The organism is Psychrobacter sp. M9-54-1 (genome assembly GCF_016613355.1).
Lineage (GTDB): Bacteria > Pseudomonadota > Gammaproteobacteria > Pseudomonadales > Moraxellaceae > Psychrobacter > Psychrobacter faecalis.
Genome location: NZ_JADGFW010000037.1, coordinates 48,750 through 65,940 on the forward strand (window position 1 = coordinate 48,750; position 17,191 = coordinate 65,940).

9 protein-coding genes and 3 pseudogenes are annotated in these 17,191 nt (G+C 39.5%); 9 read left to right on the forward strand and 3 right to left on the reverse strand.

Translation table 11 applies throughout. The annotated features are described in order from the left end of the window. Nucleotides 1-18 precede the first annotated feature (18 nt). The 4 genes and pseudogenes from IQ457_RS12160 to IQ457_RS12175 all read left to right on the forward strand — a co-directional run. A complete protein-coding gene (locus IQ457_RS12160; protein ID WP_200663570.1) occupies nt 19-1,452 on the forward strand; it encodes a coniferyl aldehyde dehydrogenase in 1,434 nt (477 codons plus the stop codon). 109 nt (nt 1,453-1,561) lie between these two features. Then, nucleotides 1,562-3,322 (forward strand): GMC oxidoreductase, encoded by a 1,761-nt coding sequence (locus IQ457_RS12165; protein WP_200663572.1) that lies wholly within the window; start codon nt 1,562-1,564, stop codon nt 3,320-3,322. After that, on the forward strand, nt 3,319-5,289 hold the full coding sequence (locus tag IQ457_RS12170; protein WP_242465440.1) for an alkyl/aryl-sulfatase: 1,971 nt from the start codon (nt 3,319-3,321) through the stop codon (nt 5,287-5,289). Before IQ457_RS12165 ends, IQ457_RS12170 begins: the two co-directional genes overlap by 4 nt. A 198-nt stretch (nt 5,290-5,487) precedes the next feature. Beyond that, nucleotides 5,488-5,958 (forward strand): annotated as a pseudogene (locus IQ457_RS12175) (AMP-binding protein); the annotation flags it as partial. Nucleotides 5,959-5,977: 19 nt separating this feature from the next. On the opposite strand, the gene IQ457_RS12180 reads toward IQ457_RS12175, so the two are convergent. After that, nucleotides 5,978-6,628, reverse strand: coding sequence for an IS1595-like element ISPssp3 family transposase (locus tag IQ457_RS12180; RefSeq protein ID WP_200663576.1), 651 nt, complete (start codon nt 6,626-6,628; stop codon nt 5,978-5,980). A 40-nt stretch (nt 6,629-6,668) separates the two neighbouring features. Between IQ457_RS12180 and IQ457_RS12185 the strand changes: the two are divergent. From IQ457_RS12185 to IQ457_RS12200, 4 genes and pseudogenes are all read left to right on the forward strand, one after another. Next, nucleotides 6,669-7,829, forward strand: a pseudogene (locus IQ457_RS12185) (AMP-binding protein); the annotation flags it as partial. A 234-nt stretch (nt 7,830-8,063) separates the two neighbouring features. Further along, on the forward strand, nt 8,064-8,624 hold the full coding sequence (locus tag IQ457_RS12190; RefSeq protein ID WP_200663578.1) for a hypothetical protein: 561 nt from the start codon (nt 8,064-8,066) through the stop codon (nt 8,622-8,624). After that, on the forward strand, nt 8,624-10,948 hold the full coding sequence (locus IQ457_RS12195; RefSeq protein WP_200663580.1) for a hypothetical protein: 2,325 nt from the start codon (nt 8,624-8,626) through the stop codon (nt 10,946-10,948). Before IQ457_RS12190 ends, IQ457_RS12195 begins: the two co-directional genes overlap by 1 nt. Further along, nucleotides 10,941-14,195 (forward strand): site-specific integrase, encoded by a 3,255-nt coding sequence (locus tag IQ457_RS12200; RefSeq protein ID WP_200663582.1) that lies wholly within the window; start codon nt 10,941-10,943, stop codon nt 14,193-14,195. The genes IQ457_RS12195 and IQ457_RS12200 overlap by 8 nt, the downstream gene beginning before the upstream one ends. An 18-nt stretch (nt 14,196-14,213) precedes the next feature. Here IQ457_RS12200 and IQ457_RS12205 read toward each other — a convergent pair. Beyond that, nucleotides 14,214-14,907 (reverse strand): annotated as a pseudogene (locus IQ457_RS12205) (IS5 family transposase). A 741-nt stretch (nt 14,908-15,648) separates the two neighbouring features. On the opposite strand from IQ457_RS12205, the gene IQ457_RS12210 reads away from it, so the two are divergent. Continuing rightward, nucleotides 15,649-15,885, forward strand: coding sequence for a hypothetical protein (locus IQ457_RS12210; RefSeq protein ID WP_200663584.1), 237 nt, complete (start codon nt 15,649-15,651; stop codon nt 15,883-15,885). A 464-nt stretch (nt 15,886-16,349) separates the two neighbouring features. Here the strand turns inward: IQ457_RS12210 and IQ457_RS12215 are convergent. Further along, nucleotides 16,350-17,137 (reverse strand): IS5 family transposase gene (locus IQ457_RS12215; RefSeq protein ID WP_200663586.1). Its coding sequence is split into 2 segments (ribosomal slippage): nt 16,350-16,930 and nt 16,930-17,137, totalling 789 coding nucleotides; the frame shifts between segments, so codons are not numbered across the junction. Nucleotides 17,138-17,191: the final 54 nt, after the last annotated feature.

A 17,191-nucleotide genomic window follows, 5' to 3' on the forward strand; every position in this document is an offset into this window, starting at 1 on the left:
CTGTAAAAGGGAGTTTTTATGAAAGCCAACTTCGATTCTATTGACCTAGAAAGTCAATTACACGATTGCCTACAACAGCAAAAGAACTATGCAACTATAGAAGGTATCGAAAGCATTGCAGTCAGAAAAGCGCATTTATTAAGTTTAAAGGCAATCATTAATGATCACCGTGAAGCATTAATTGAAGCCGTCAATCAGGACTATGGTAATCGTTCAAGACATGAGACTTTGCTAGCTGAAATTATTATGGCAACAGATGATATCAATAGCAGTATTAAACATTTAAAAAAATGGACCAAGGTACAAAAGCGCAAAGTGGACTTGAGCATGTACTTTGGTGCAAAAAATCGCCTGATCCCGCAACCTTTAGGCGTTGTTGGCTTAATAGTGCCATGGAATTTTCCTATTAATTTACTATTTTCTCAGCTTTCAGCCGTTTTTGCTGCTGGCAATAAAGCAATGGTCAAACTATCGGAGAACTCGCGTCACTTAGCTGCTTTATTGATTCAACTGATTCCGCAGTATTTCGAACCTGAAAAACTACAGATTTTTGACGAAACGGGCGGGGTAGGTGTTGCTTTCTCTAAGCTACCTTTTGATCATCTTATATTTACCGGTTCTGGCGCTACAGGCAAAAAGGTTATGGCAGCGGCGGCAGAGAATTTAACAGCAGTCACTTTAGAGCTAGGCGGTAAATCACCTGCGGTCATTGATCCCAATTATCCTTTGACAAAAGCAGTTGAGCGCCTCATGTTCGTCAAACAATTCAATGCTGGGCAAATCTGTACCACTATCGATTATTTATTTGTACATAAGTCACAAAAAGATCACTTTATCCAAGCGGCTAGTGAGTGGGTAGGAAAGCATGTCCCTGATATTCATCATAAAGACTATACCTCAATTATTGATGATCGCGCCTTTCAGCGTTTGTGCCACTGTGTGGAGGTAGCAGAAAATAAGGGCGCTACAGTCATCAACTTAAATAATCAACAAGCAGATAGCTCAGCGCGTAAATTTCCACTGACTTTGATTTTTGATAGTACTGATGAGATGGAAATTGATACTAGAGAGACCTTTGGTCCGATTCTGATGGTTAAGACTTATCTTCAGCCTGAAGAGGTCGTCACTTACATCGCTCAGCGCGATCGTCCGTTAGCCTTTTACCCGTTTAGCCAAGATAAAGCTCTAGTTAACTTTTATATCAATAACGTGATGTCTGGCGGCGTATCAGTAAATGATGCTTTATTTCATGTCGGTCAACATGACTTGCCGTTTGGCGGAGTTGGCGCTAGCGGTATGGGCCATTATCACGGTTACGAAGGATTTTTAAACTTCTCAAAGATGCGACCTGTATTTTATCAAGCTAGCTTTTCAAGCTTAAAGTTTTTGGCACCGCCCTACGGTAACTTTGCCGATCGAGTTCTGAAGTTTTTGACCCATGCCAAATCTTAGTGTAGAGAGCCATACTCAAATACAATCCTACACTTCAATCTTTAAATTATCGAAAAACTATCTGTATTAACTAAGTGACAAAACGCAAACTATTAAAGGAGTTAATAGCATGTTAAATAAGGATATTAAACCACAGTCAGAGCCACATTTTGATTTTGATCAAATCATTATTGGTTCAGGGTTCGGTGGTTCTGTCAGTGCATTACGCCTAAGTGAAAAAGGTAATAGCGTGTTAGTCCTTGAAAAAGGATTGCGCCGAGAAGATAAGGACTTTCCAAAAACGAACCTAGAGACCAAAAACTATCTATGGATCCCTGAATTAGGTATGAAGGGCACGTTGCAAATAAGCTTTACTAACAAAGTCAGTGTTCTTCATGGTGTAGGTGTTGGCGGCGGGTCACAGATTTATGCCAATGTACATTTTATCCCTGATGATGAAGTCTTTAATTCTAAAGCTTGGACGAGGCTACGTAGCGATTGGAAAGAGACGCTATTGCCTTACTATGGGTTGGCACAGCGAATGCTTGGCACAGCCAAAAACACTTATACCAACATCGCTGATGATACCTTACAAGAGGTAGCACAAGAGATGGGGTATGGCGATAGCTACAAAACCGTCAACACAGGGGTGTTTTTTCCATTACCAGACGGTGAAAGAGGCAAGATTGTAAAAGACCCTTATTTCAATGGCGATGGGCCAGATCGTCGAACCTGTCAGTATTGTGGTAACTGCATTATTGGCTGTCGATATAACTCTAAAAATACCTTAATGAAGAATTATTTGTACTTTGCCGAGCGTAATGGCGTTGAGATACGCCCTAGCTCTGAAGTGGTCAAAATCATTCCGTTAAACCATGATGGTAGTGATGGCTATGAGCTTATTGTGAAAGAAACGCTTGGTAAAAAAGTGCGCCAGTATAAATTACGTAGCCGAGGGGTTGTGGTATCTGGCGGCGTCATGGGGACAGTGCCGTTGTTACTCAAAATGCGTGATAAATATAAAACGCTGCCAAATATCTCAGCCGAATTAGGGCAGGAAATTCGTACTAACTCTGAGACCTTAACCACTGCTAATGATACTCGTGAAAAAGTGGATGATGGAGTCGCCATTAGCTCATTTATATCCGTTGATGAAAACACCAACATGGAGGTTAATCGATTCAGAGAAGGATCAGATGGCGCTTGGTTATATACGCCTTACGTTCCGATGGTCACAGGACCTAGATTTATAAGGATTGTGAAATTCTTTATTAGTAGTTTAATCCATCCGTTAAAGACCAGCAGAATGCTGCGTCCAAAAGGCAAAGCTCGTAGTTCTATTTTGTTTTTGGTGATGCAAAAATCTGAGGCTTTTATTCATTTAGAGTGGCGACGCCAGTGGTATCGCTTTTTTAAAAATGGTATCACTGCTGTACAAAAAGCCAATGACACTCCGTTGACAGTCTCTTTTCCATCAGCTGAAAAAGCAACCCGATTATATGCTGAAAAACTAGGAGGGGAACCAGGATCGTCATTGAGTGAAGTCCTACTAGGAACACCAACTACAGCGCACATCATGAGTGGGGTTTCAATGGGTACCGACGCATCCAACGGTGTCGTAGATTTCTCAGGGGAAGTGTTCGGTTACAAAAACTTGCGAGTGCTTGATGGGTCAATCATTCCGGGGAATTTAGGGGTCAATCCATCTTTGACTATTACCGCTCTCTGCGAGTTTGCCATGAGCCAAATCCCTGTATTTTCGGAAGAAAAGGCCGCTAAGATCAAACGTATTCAATTCAATGAACCGCTTGTAGGACAAATCTCTCATATCAAGGGGATAGGAGATTTAGCAGGTGACTTAAACCAGATAAAAGAAAAGGATTTCGTATGATGATTAAGAGAATTTTAGTAGCCGCAATTTCGAGCATATTAATGCTAAGTGCAGCGCAAGCGGATGATAGTTTGAGCAGTAAACCTGCGAGTGAATTCACCACGCAGCAAAACTATGCCGTATTATCACAATTACCTTTTGATGATAAACAGGATTTTGAATTTGCTGCTAAAGGACTGATTGCGAAGCCTGAGTTGAAGCAAATAAAAAATGCAAAAGGAGAGGTTGTCTGGGATCTAGCGAAATTTGATTTTTTGAATCAAGATAAGTTTATGGCCTCAATCAATCCAAGTCTACAACGTCAAGCCAAGCTCAATATGAACTATGGCCTATTTAAAGTCACGGATCGAATTTATCAAGTTCGTGGTTTTGATCTGACCAATATTACCTATATCCAAGGAGATACAGGCTGGATTATTTTTGATCCATTAACGGTACCAGAGTCTGCAAAGGCCGCCCATGCTTTAGTGACCAAGCATTTAGGCAAGCGCCCTGTTAAAGCAGTCGTGTATAGCCATGCTCATGTCGATCATTTTGGCGGAGTAAAAGGCGTTATTAGTCAAGAACAAGTAGATAGCGGTGAAGTACAAGTCATCGCACCACGTGACTTTATGGAGCATGTCGTTAAGGAAAATGTACTTGCAGGCAATGCTATGTCGCGGCGCGGCTCATACCAATACGGCATTATGATACCCAAAAATCAATATGGTGTGGTAGATGGTGCATTGGGAAAAGGAGTGCCTACTGGTTTGGTGGGTTTGATTGCGCCAACTTATATCGTAGAACAAGATCAAGAAACTTTAAATATTGATGGCGTAGAAATGGTGTTCCAAAATACACCAAATACAGAATCCCCATCAGAGATGAATACCTGGTTCCCTCAGCTCAAAACCTTATGGATGGCAGAAAACACCGTCGCAGGTATGCATAACGTGTACACCATACGTGGCGCAGCTGCTCGGGATGCCTCCATGTGGAGTAAAAGCATCAACGCTGCATTACAAAAATTTGGGGTGAAGGCGGACGTTTTAATGGCTTCCCATCATTGGCCGCGTTGGGGTAAAGAAAATATTGTGAAGTACCTAGAAAAGCAACGTGACATGTATGGCTATCTACATGATCAGAGCCTGCATTTAGCAAATAGTGGGGTAACAATTAATGAAATTCATAACGAATTTAAGATGCCTAAAGCTTTAGACCAAGAGTGGTATAACCGCGGTTATCATGGTTCAGTCAGTCATAATGTGCGAGGAGTAGTCAATAAATATATAGGTTATTACGACGGTAATCCAGCTACCCTAAATAAACTTAGTCCAGACGAGGCAGGCAAGAACTATGTGGCTTTGGCAGGTGGTGGTGAAGCATTGTTGAGAAAAGCGAAAGTGGCTTTTGACCGTGGCGAGTATCGCTGGGTTGCAGAACTGATGAATCATTTAGTATTTGCAGAGCCTGACAACATAAGAGCAAAATCCTTACAAGCAGACACTTTGGAACAACTTGGCTATCAAGCCGAAAGTGCAGGATGGCGAAATTCCTATCTGTCAGCAGCTTATGAATTACGTCATGGTGTACCTAAAGAGGTCAAAACGACTCAAGTTGGTCCAGACCTCGTAATAGCGATGGATACAGAGTTGGTATTTGACTACATGGGTGTGCGCTTAAATGCTGAGCGTGCGCTAGATAAAGCGTTTAAAATTAACTTTGTACTGCCAGATCGCAATGAAAAGATCGCCTTAGAATTAAAGAATTCACATTTAAATGTGATGGCTAATACTCAAGCACCTGATGCTGATTTGACTCTCACTTTAAATCGTGAAGATTTTAATAAATTGTTAATAAAAACAGCCTCTTTTGAGGCGTTAGTGGCACAGGGGAAAGTACAGCACCAAGGTGATTTAAAATTGATTCAGCAGTTTTTCTCTATGCTAGATGACTTTGAGTATGGGTTTAATCTGGCAACACCTTAATAAGGTGAAAAATAACTTAAGTTCACTAATAAAATTTAGATAGTTCATAGTAATGGTTTTCGTAAAGTGATATTTATCAGCTTTTCATGGGTATGTTCATAGCTGTTTTTTAAACTGCTTTGTAGTATTGAGCGAAGCACTTTATTACAGCAGATAATATCAAATGGTTGATTGTTATTTGAAATAAGGATATTTTATATGTTAGGAAATATGATGTTTAAACCGCTGCTGATTAGCAGTTTAATTGAACATGCTGCACACTACCATGGCGATACAAAGATTTTTTCTAAAGAGGTGGATGGTCACATCGTTGAAACCACATGGCTAGAAATTTCTAAAAATGCAAAAAGGTATGCAAATGCATTAAAAAGTCTAAACCTACAACCGAATGATAGAGTAGCTACAATAGCATGGAACAACCATCGTCATCTAGAATCTTGGTATGCAATTTCTGGCTCAGGTATGATATGTCATACTATTAACCCACGCCTATTTCCTGAGCAATTGACGTATATTATTAATGACGCGAATGATAAGGTTTTAATGTTTGATAAGACATTTGTGGCTTTAATTGCATCTATCCAAGAAGAGATTCCAAACGTCCAACACTTTGTTTGTATGAGCGAAGCAGATCCTGAGATCACTAAGGTTTTGCCAGGCGTAAAATTCTAGGGGCTGTCCTAGATAACTAGCTCAAACCCTTTTTAACCCATTGTTTTAATTGTAGTAATTGCGACTTTGGGTTACTGTGATTAAAACGCCACTCACATTCCTTTAAATAGAGGTGAAAATGCTCTTTTGGAACTCCGTTAAACTTGCGTAGATGCCGTTTAGCTTGGTTCCAGAAGTTCTCTATACCATTAATGTGATTCTTGTCATTAACAAAGGTTTTGGAGTGGTTAATACGATAATGAGTAAACTCACTGACATCTAATGCGTTATAGCTTTTAAATGAGTCAGTATAAACAATGCTATCAGGCTTCACTTTTTCTCTTATGATGGGGATCAAAGTATCTGCTTTAGCATTGGGTATAATACAAGCGTAGACCTTGCCATTACGCTTTAGTAGACCAAACACGGGCACTTTGCTACCAGCACCTCGCCCTCGCTTGCCTTTACGAGTGCCACCAAAGTATGACTCGTCTACTTCGATTTCGCCCTCAAATAGACCAGGGTCTTGGCTATTCTCGTAAATAAGCAGTCTTAGCCTATGAAAGTAATAACTGGCTGTCGTTTTATTAACACTAACTAAGCTTGCTGCTGTTCTGGCGGTAGAACCGGCAACAAATAACTCGATGAGTCTGTTTTGTTTATACCAACTTAGTTTACTCTTTCTCATAGTGCTATCCTAAATAATTTTACTTATCTAGGACAGCCCCAAATTCTATGATGAGTTAGTTGCAGCACAAAAAGCAAGTTTTGAGTGGCCTGAGTTTGATGAAAATACAGCAAGTTCATTATGTTATACCTCTGGAACTACAGGGAACCCAAAAGGAATTTTATATTCACATCGATCAACGGTTCTACATAGTTTTGTAACCTGCTTCCCTGATACTATTAGTTTATCTTCACGCGAAATTGTCCTTCCCGTAGTTCCGATGTTCCATGTAAATGCATGGGGTATTCCCTATGCATCTGCAATGGTTGGATGTAGCTTAGTACTACCAGGGCCAGATTTAGATGGCAAAAGCTTAGTTGAACTCATTGATCGTTATGACATTACTATGGCTTTGGGTGTACCAACGATTTGGCAAGGGCTTTTAACATATGCTCGAACTTCAGCTACCAAGCTTAAGAGTTTAACAAGAACTGTCGTGGGTGGTTCTTCTTGTCCACCATCAATTATTTCAGAATTTAAGGATCGCTATGCTTGTGACACTATTCATGCATGGGGAATGACTGAAACAAGTCCGCTAGGTACGATTAATCAGTTGAAGGCAAAGCATGGTGAATTGTCTGAAGATGAACAGCTTAAGATCCGTTTATCTCAAGGGCGCCCACCTTTTGGTGTTTCTATCCGTATTACAGACGAAGAAAATGGAACTAATCGTTTAGCTGAGGATGGACGACAGACAGGACACCTACAGATTAAAGGACATTGGATTATTGAGCATTATTATAACAAAGATATGGCCTTACTAACTGAAGACGGTTGGTTTGATACAGGCGATATCGCTTCAATCGATAGTGATGGTTATCTCAGTTTAAGTGATCGTGCCAAAGACTTAATCAAATCAGGAGGTGAGTGGATTTCATCTGCTGAACTTGAAAATATTGCATTAGAACATCCAGGAGTTGCGATGGCAGCTGTAATTGCTGCTGTGCATCCGAAATGGGATGAACGCCCAGTTTTAATTGTAAAAAAACATAGCGAGAATCAAGCTACAGAAGAATGCGTTCTGCAGGTTTATCAGGGAAAAATTGCTAAATGGCAGATACCTGACAAGGTTATCTTTGTTGATGAAATTCCAATTAGCGGTACTGGAAAAATGGTAAAAAAGGATTTACGTGAGAAGTATAGTCGAATTTTATTTGAATAGCTAAGAGGCATGAAACTCCAAGTTTAACCTTCTCAGCTAATAAAAGTATAAAAATCAACAACCTCTTAAAGCTATATTCTTTATAGTTTCAAGAGGTTTTTTTATGCCTAAAATAATACTAACTCCTTAATAATACTAATTATTTTATGATATTAAGACCCGCAATAATAAAGCGTTTGACACCTAAGTGTTCATTAGATAACATGAATTATACTCACTATTTTTGTAAAAAAGATGAAAAATAATAAACTTAAGGTTGGGCAAAAGCTTGCCAATCCTAGTAAGGATGATTTGTATGTACATCCGTATGCTAGAGCCGCGTTATGTGTTTGGCAGAGATTGAGACCTAAAACGACTTATATCAATACGAAGTTTTTGGATAACTTCTACCGTCCACCACTGCGCTTGGTTGATGGAGGAAGCGGTACTTTCTATTTCTTTAATGATTTCCAAAGAGTCGATCAGGTCTTAAGGTTCGAGAATAATAGGGATTATCCGTGTTTAATAATCCCTGAAAGTATCAAAGACGTTCAGCAGCTCGCATGGATAGAGGTTATAGACTTGATGTTCTTGAAAGGTATTCACCACCCTGATTTGTTTAATGCACTTAAAAGTACTGCACCTCAAAGCGTCATATGCCAACTAATGGGCATTAGATGTCTGACTATAAAAGGCTATTGCCATTTTGCAGGTATTAGCCAGAGTAGTTATGAATATCGCCAATGTAAGTTTGCACTAGAAGATCGAGCTCTAGGTATTCCTCAAAGTATGAGCTGGTTGAGTGGTGCACCTTAATGAATATAAAGCAGTTTGATAACAGCGAATTACAAAAGGTTTTAGATCATTTAGTGCCACTTGATTCACCATACTGTATAAAAGTACAAAACCTGATTATTAATACTTTTTATATTAATCTAGGCTTTTGCCTACATATTGGTGAGCAAGCCAGCCTAAATATGCCAGTATTTACATTGTCTGAATGTGAAGCTATCGCCAGGAAAGTCGTCAAAGAGAAAAAAATTGAAGATTGGGCAGTCACTTATATGCTGGTCTTGTTTTACCAGAGGTATGGTCAAGCACGTAGTGATGATGAAGCATGGCAGTTTATGAGCGCATATCTGCAAATAATTATTATGATTGCTATACGTAAGGATGAGCACTCCGCCAAAGTCAGTCAGCTAAGTGTGCGTCTGAGGATGGGCTTAAAGGACAATAACCCACAGTCAGAGATTGTTAAAAAACTGATTGATATCCATGCTCAACGTGCTTCACTGACGAATGCACTAGCAGTATTACGCGTATATGAAGCTAAGACAAGAAGTGATGAAGAGTCAGGCAAAGTGGTTAATCAAAAGTTGGCTGGTAAAATTGGTCAAATAAGACTTGCCTATGAAGTTGTTGCAGAGAATAAAGCGTTTGTGGGTAAAACCTATACCAACTCACAAAACAATGAGCTTAGTAAAGAACACTCTAATAAGCTATACCTTGATTGTACTGATGAACCATTAAGAGCAACAGTATTTGGCAAACCCCATAAAAATGATAACGTGGCGGATGCTGAAAATACTGCTGATGATGACCCGCCTGCGCTCTTAGATAATGATTTTAAGCCTTCCAGGACAACCGCTAAATCCTCAGAATTACAGCAATGGAAGCTAAAAAACAATTATCGACATGCCCGCCGTAACCAGTTTCATTTTCCTACTAATCTACGTCAACTAAGTCTACTGAGCTATCAGATGTTATTTGCTCGGGTGTGGCAGCTTTTTGGCGTTGTTAGCTATAAACAGCGTCAGGTTTATGCGGTCATATTACTATCACTACTAAGTGGTCGGAAGATTCAAGACGTGATTTATGAGTTAGAACTGGATAAAAGTCAGCGCAAGTGGTTGAGTCATGAGAGCGGTTCGGCTGCTGATAGTTATGCTATGAGTAATACTATTAACGTAACTTCAAATCGTAGAAGCCACTTATTGCCACATCGTCAAAGCCATGATAATGAATTTAAATTACCTCTGCCAGCGAGGCTACAAGCAGTTATTGAAAATAAGTTTTCGGTGGATGGCGATGAAGTGTCTGAAGTGCTGGCAAGCTTGAAAGTGCAACTAGAGCTACCGGTGTTATCAAATCAGCATATTGACGCTTGTTTATATACAGTTATAAAGAATGAGCTGCAAGAGTCATTACATGCCGACATGATTACTGGAGTTGATGTGAAACACAGCTCGCCCTTGTACTACACCAGTATTGAGACAATAAGCTTAGAGAAGACTTACTACAGCGCCATACAACTATTGACCGAATACTGTACTGCGGACAGCCAAGGTGAGCTGCGACAGCTTAGTATGTCTAGCACGAAAAGCAATCGTTATAAAAAATATATTGGTAGTGACATGACTTTAAATATTGATATCTGCCAAAGATTTTTTGATGAGCTTGCTGAAGCAACTGAGAGTTATAACGGTCGATTAAAGCGGAACGTAAGCATAAGGCAGGACCGTTATATTGAGCAGTTTAATGCTTATGGTGTCTGGTTATGGCACATCATCTTTATTCAGACTGGTATTAGACCCGTAAAGCATGCGCCTGGGCTTTTAAATCAATTTGATTTTAGGCAAAGGCTGTTATGGGTGTCGGATAAAGAAGAGCGTCAGGGACAAGGGCAGGGAAGGCTTATTCCTCTTAGTGATTTCTTAATCACAGCGATTCAAAATTATATTGAATATATCAAGCAATTTGCGGTCATGCATAATTCTATATATCCCAATGACCAATTTCCTATAAATAAAATTTTGAACTCTAGTCAGCCACTCATTCAGCTATTTAGCCAAAATCCCAAAGGCTTTACCGGTATTAAACCTAGTAAGGTTCGCTATCAGATAAAACACTTTTTTAGTCACCAAGACAACTGGCTTAGACATCAATTACGCTCACTACTAACGAATAAGTCTCCTGAGCATTTGATCTGCGCCCTATATGGTCATGAACATCCAGATCAGGAGGCTATGCATCCCATGTCGTCATTATCCATTAATGAGCTAAAAGCGTTATCCGCTGACTTAGAGAAAGTTGCAGTTGAGCTTAATCTACGACAAGTTGAGGTGAATATATATGGATAATGCCGTTGCTCATCAGTTAAGAGAAGAAAATAAAAGCAAGAGTCATGAGAGTATCAAAAATGAGGCAAAAGTTTTGATAGCTTCGTATGTTGATGACAATCACATACCCACAGGAACAGACCTAACTGAATACTATCAAACCATTGGTAGCATACTTGAGGTGCATTTTGATACTGCGCATAGCTATCACTTAGCCAGACAAGGATTTTTAGAATACATACGGAGTTATAACAAAGCTCATGAACTGAGTATGGATGAACCAGTTGTGCCAGTCATAGCAGAGCGTGATCATTTAACAATATCCTATGATTGGATGGTAAGTGGTGCTCAAGTAAGCCTTGCTAGCCAGCAAATAATTGAGATATGGCAACGGAAAAGAAGGTTCTCAAACAATGATTTGATTGAGTCAGTGCTCTACTGTAGCGTGATGTATGGGGGATTGAATGACATAGATGTGTTAAAAGCACTGTATCAATGGCTCCTAGGCGAACGTGACATATATCAATTGCAACTACCAGCAACTGATGAATTATCAGGTCCAGGCATCTACCATGAGAGTCTAGCGCTAATCTTGCTAAGTATTGATGATGACAATTACGGTTGTTCTTATTCGCAAGGATATACCTCAGAGGATGTGTCTGCTACAAGCTTACAGCGCTATGTAGAGTACATACCTGATGATATGACACTTTGCTTTTTATATGCGCTAAAAGATAAAAACTTAAAAAAAGAAGGTGTGAAATCGTTTGAAATCATTGTTGATGATATTTGTAAGAAGCTAAAACTACAGTATAAAGATAAAAGTAAACCACATTTATCACACTTAATAAAATACGCTGACTATCATTGGCGGCAGATGAAGGGAGGCGATATAGACACTGCGCTGGCTATGGTTAGACAGGGCAAGATTAAAACGACGGGCTTAACCACAAAAAAGCTTATTAGTTATAATCAAGAGGTGTTCAAATCAAACCCACAGCCGCTTACTTGGTCAGAGTTATTTATAGCAAGTTATTCAGAATCAGACAAAAAAGGTAGTAATAGTAGGGAGTATCCAAGCTTTAGCAAGAATCTCATTAAAGAGGTTCAAGATGCCCTTAAAGGCAGTAAAGCATCCGCTATTATACAAGTAGAACTGTTACAGCAGGAGTTAACCCAATCCAACGCCATGCGTCTTTTAGGATGGGTAAAGAGCTTATTGGATGATAGCAATAACAGATTAGATACCATCAGCAAATATCTGGGATGTATTGGTCGGGATTGGCTGATGCTAACAATGGATGAGAATCTTGATGAATGGTCTGGTGAGGACTTTGAAGCTGTATATGAGGAGATCATTCAAAGTAAGATTAAGGATGGAAGAAAGCAGTCTATTTTGAACAAAGACTCAGGCTTTGGCGAAGACAATCTAGATGAGGATGATGACTTAGTTGGCTGTACAGACGATGTGTTAAGTAAAGGTAGTCTCAATGTCTTGAATAATGAGCATATAAGCAAAAACAAAGTTTCATATCTGGATAAGCTCAAAGATACTCAAAAATTTACTTACGGCAGACTACGAGCTTTCCATGATTATCAGCGAGCGTCCTATAATGCGCCGTTTGTGTATTTCCCATGGGGTAATAAACGCCAAGTGGTAAATGCGAACATGATATCACCTCGGATATACCATGCGATGAAAGAGTATCTGGTCAATTCGGGTTTAGACGATGAACAGAAAAACCTTTGCCTAGTAGTGTTAAGTCTTGCGTATCGAACAGGGTTGCGAATTAAAGAACTTATCGGTGTTAAAGTTCGTGATATAGCTGACATCTATATTGATGAGCATGGGCAACGAATACAGCAGCCACAAATATGGTTAAGACCAAATCGCTATCGGAGATTGAAAAGTAGCAGCGCAAGCCGCCTTATACCGATTAACTGCCTACTTAAGAAAGACGAGCTAACACAATTTACTCAGTTATATCGTCAGCAGAAAAGATTGAAGCGTCGTTACTTGTTTTCTCAAGGTTCAGGTGATCAGCCGTTACCCAGTGTGGTTTTTAGTAACCTTATGAAGTTAATTTGGGACAGATTGCTAGGAGAACACAACTTCACATTTCATAGCTTTAGGCATACTACGATTAGTCAGCTGGCGTTAGTACTAAGTAAGTCGTCATTGGCACAGGTGATGACTGATTATGATAATGAGCAGTGCGAAAAAGTCATAAAAGGCGTCCTTGGCTATCATAAAGATCAAGGCGCTTGGATTGGGCTGGCTAGCTTTGCAGGGCATTTAACATGCGACACAACCTTTGAGCATTATATTCATACTGCTCATCTGCTGGCAGGGGAGCGGCTGAGTAACGCTTGCTTGGAGCTGCCTATAACAGTTTTAGAGCTAATAACAGAGCTAGATTACTCTATCATTTATAGGCAAGATAAAACTGCTTATGATGCAACGATGAAGACTGTAAAGTTAAATAAGATAAGAACATATTTTCTTAAAAAAACAGCTGTTAATAAAACACCATTATTTAAGAATGCAGATGAACCTGATAACAATGCTAGCCAGCAACTGCTAAACGGTAATTTGAATGGATTTAATGAGTCAAATACAAATTCAATTTTCATTCATCCTAAATATGCGGACGTCATAGGTTTTCTAGAGGAGCTGCAGGAGTTAGGCATAAACTCTCGAGATGAGATGTTACCTGAGATTGCTATTAGACATGGTATAAGTCTAAATGAGTCTAAATGTTTATATCTGCGCGCTAATGAGCTGTTCAACGATGACAGGCTATTACTAGGTAGGCCTAAAGGTAGTAAAAACCAGGAAGTAATAATTAGAGCATTAGATAGGGCGTATCAGATGTCTATAAATGATCCTGAAAAGTTGAGAATGTTTATTGAAATATTTGCACATAAACATAACTTAAATAACTCATCGATTCATTTTGGTATTAAGGAGGCCCAGCTTGAAATGCTACAGAGTTTTATGCTGGTAGGTTGTCAGCTTATTGATGCCAGTCATTGGCAGGTCAGGGCATATAGCGAGCAAGTTGTAAGTGATGTTAAAAAAGACTTGAGTCTGAATAGCTCAATACGTGTCGGTGCTCGTGAGAGTTTTCATGGCTATGAGGTAAGGGTAGTACAGAAAAAACGTAAACACTCTGACAAAAACTTGGCTACCACTGATCACTATTATGCATCATCGGGGGTGCTAAAATATTTGGGATGCTTACTAATGGTGCTAATTAAAAACTAGGGCGTGTCATCAATTAAGTCAAATGACACAAGAAACCAGATGAATTGCACTGAGGAAATAACTGGCTAACTTATCACAGCGAGTAGCAATTGCACGGTACTGCTTAATCTTGGCAAAGAAGTTCTCGATCAGATGCCGCTCTTTATAAAGTTCTTTATCGAAGTCTCTTGGCTGCAGCCTATGACACTTAGATGGTATGACTACATGGCCTTGTACGGCTTCAATCGGTTCAATAACGCGGGCATCCGCATCGTAAGCCTTATCGGCAAGCCATGTCTGAGTGATACTGACATTTAATAGCTTATCTGAGCCACACAGGTCATGAGCCGCGCCACCGGTTAGATAAAAGCCAGTAGGATTGCCTAGCGCATCTGTTCGAGTATGTATTTTGGTCGTCAGTCCACCTTTGCTGCGTCCAATGGCTTGATCCCTTTTTTCCAGCACTGTGTTGATAGGCTTTAACTATGGTGGCATCTAACATGGCATATTCGTTGACAGACCCCTCAGACAGCTGAGTACACATGCTTCCATACCTCTTTTTTTAAACAGCGGCTAAAACATGTATTAACTACTCTAAAGTCACCGAAGCGTTCAAGTAGATCACGCCAAGGAACACCATCTTATAGCGGTAAAGAACGGCTTCCACGAATAACTAGTTATCTTTTGCGATAACACCAACGTCACTGGGTTGTCTAGGTAGGATGCCTTTAATTTTCTTCTATTGGTCATCTCGCAGGGCATGTCGTCTTGTCATAGGCGTTGAGCTCAAGTTTCTAGGTATACTACAGCTTATTCTGAAATATCTCTGCTAATTGATGACACGCCCTAGATCCTTTTACAATTTTAAATGACTATTTTCTTGAATGTAACTCGTAGTAGTTATCAAGCTGACTCATCCGAATTGATCATATGAGCATTAATAAGTCTATTAGTGATGTGACAGAGCGACAAGTCATATTTTGAAGGGGCTATAACCTGATTTTTAGCTTTTTCGACCTAAAGGTTGTCATGAATAATATTGCTCTGAATGCTATAGAGCATAAGGGTTGTCACGTTGTCACGGTAAAAAAGGGTGTAGAGACAAATGATGACTATAACATCCTATCTAGTTAGATATTGTACTTGATGATCACAACGCACGCTTTATGCATCTGCTGGCATGTTACGAAAGGCTTGTTTAAGTCAAGACTAAAACTAAATTCAGATTAAACAGCAAAATTAGAACAAAGTAAATATCACGAAGATAAAGTTGAGCTTTAGTAGATAAATAGTTAAATTATCGGCAAATATTTGCTATTATCTAATCATGCGAGAGCCAGTATTATGAAGTCAAAATGTAAGTTATCCTTATTTACTGTTAGTAGTATTATAAGGGTTAAAAGACTATACTTACTTTATAAATCCTAGATCACAATGGTCACAAAAGTATAGCGATAACATCAAAAATGTAAAAATGATTGAGGGGCCAGAGTATGTTGAACATTACGTTGATTTTGTAGATGGTATAAAATATCGTAATCAGCTACTAGATGGATACATATTTAAATTCAGAGGTGAATCGTCAGGTGCTGAAGATGTTTTAAAGTTTGCATTAAATGCAGAGGTGGCGGCTATTGGGCCGAACTTTACTACACGCACTATGGAATACTTGGGTGAAATGGCAGATATAGGATTAACTTACAGACCTTAAAACAAAACAATTACTTGTATGTTTGATTAAACGTTAAGCTCAACCCTCTAATCGCTTTCATGGTTAGAGGGTTGAGCTTTATTTTTAATATCATTGTTGTTTTGCATTTCCTTAGAATATTAAGTCTTCGGTAATGATAGCAGCGAAGTGTAGACGTAGGTAGTTTTAGGGTGACAACGTGACAAGCTATATACTATATAGCGTCCAGTCATTTTATATTCGTGACTTTTTAATGCTATCCATAGCTTATAATGTGCTGAAAGGTATGTATCTAATAGCATGTCACGTTGTCACGTTGTCACGTATAAAGGTGCAAACCTTAATATTAATTACCCCATCTTAGCAAAGATAAAAATAGTATCCATTAATAATATTAATAGGCAGTAGAATGGCGGATTTAAAAAATAAAATAATTACATTGTAAGAGCATTTAAACCATGGACTGGTAGGACGCAAAAATGAAGTTAAAGCAGGCTTGTAACCTTACTAGGGCGTGTACCATTATTCATCTTGCAATGAATGATAGTACACGCCAGATAAAGCATTGACTTAAAATTACGAGCCAACTTCTCATAGCGAGTGGCTATACTACGGAAGTGCTTGAGTCTCGCAAACATATTTTCTACTAAATGGCGCAGCTTGTACAAGTAGCTATCAAATTCTGGATTAGGCTGTTTGGCATTCTTCCTTTTAGGGATGACAGGCACCATATCGTGGGTATGGGCTTTGTCTCTGATGGCTTCTGAGTCATAGCCCTTATCAGCGATAAAGTAATCTGCCTGTCCAATCATGTCAATCAATTCACTTGCAACTTGACTGTCGTGGACGTCACCCCCAGTGATTTTAAAATCGAGCGGATATCCATCGGCATCACAGGATAGGTGTATCTTTGTAGTTGCTCCGCCACGGCTTCGTCCAATTGCTCGATCTTCACCACGCCGAGCTCCACTTGCATGCTGGTGACACCGTATATAACTTCCGTCGATGAATACCCATTCCGTATCAACTTCTTTTCGTAGGCTAAAAAAAATTTCTCCCACAAACCCGTTTTTGACCATCGATTGAAACGGTTGTAAGCGGTTTTCCATGGGCATAATTCTTCAGGTATGTCACGCCAAGGAGCACCTGTACGTAGTTTCCAAAGAATGGCTTCCATCACGTCACGATTCTTATCTTTTCGGTAGCAACCATGTTGTGCCATAGTCACTTGTAGCTGTTCCCAGAGATTATCGGTCAATGCTTGTCTGGCCATCTTTAATGAATACCTATCGATCGCTAAAATATAACCTTTATTTTAGCGACTATT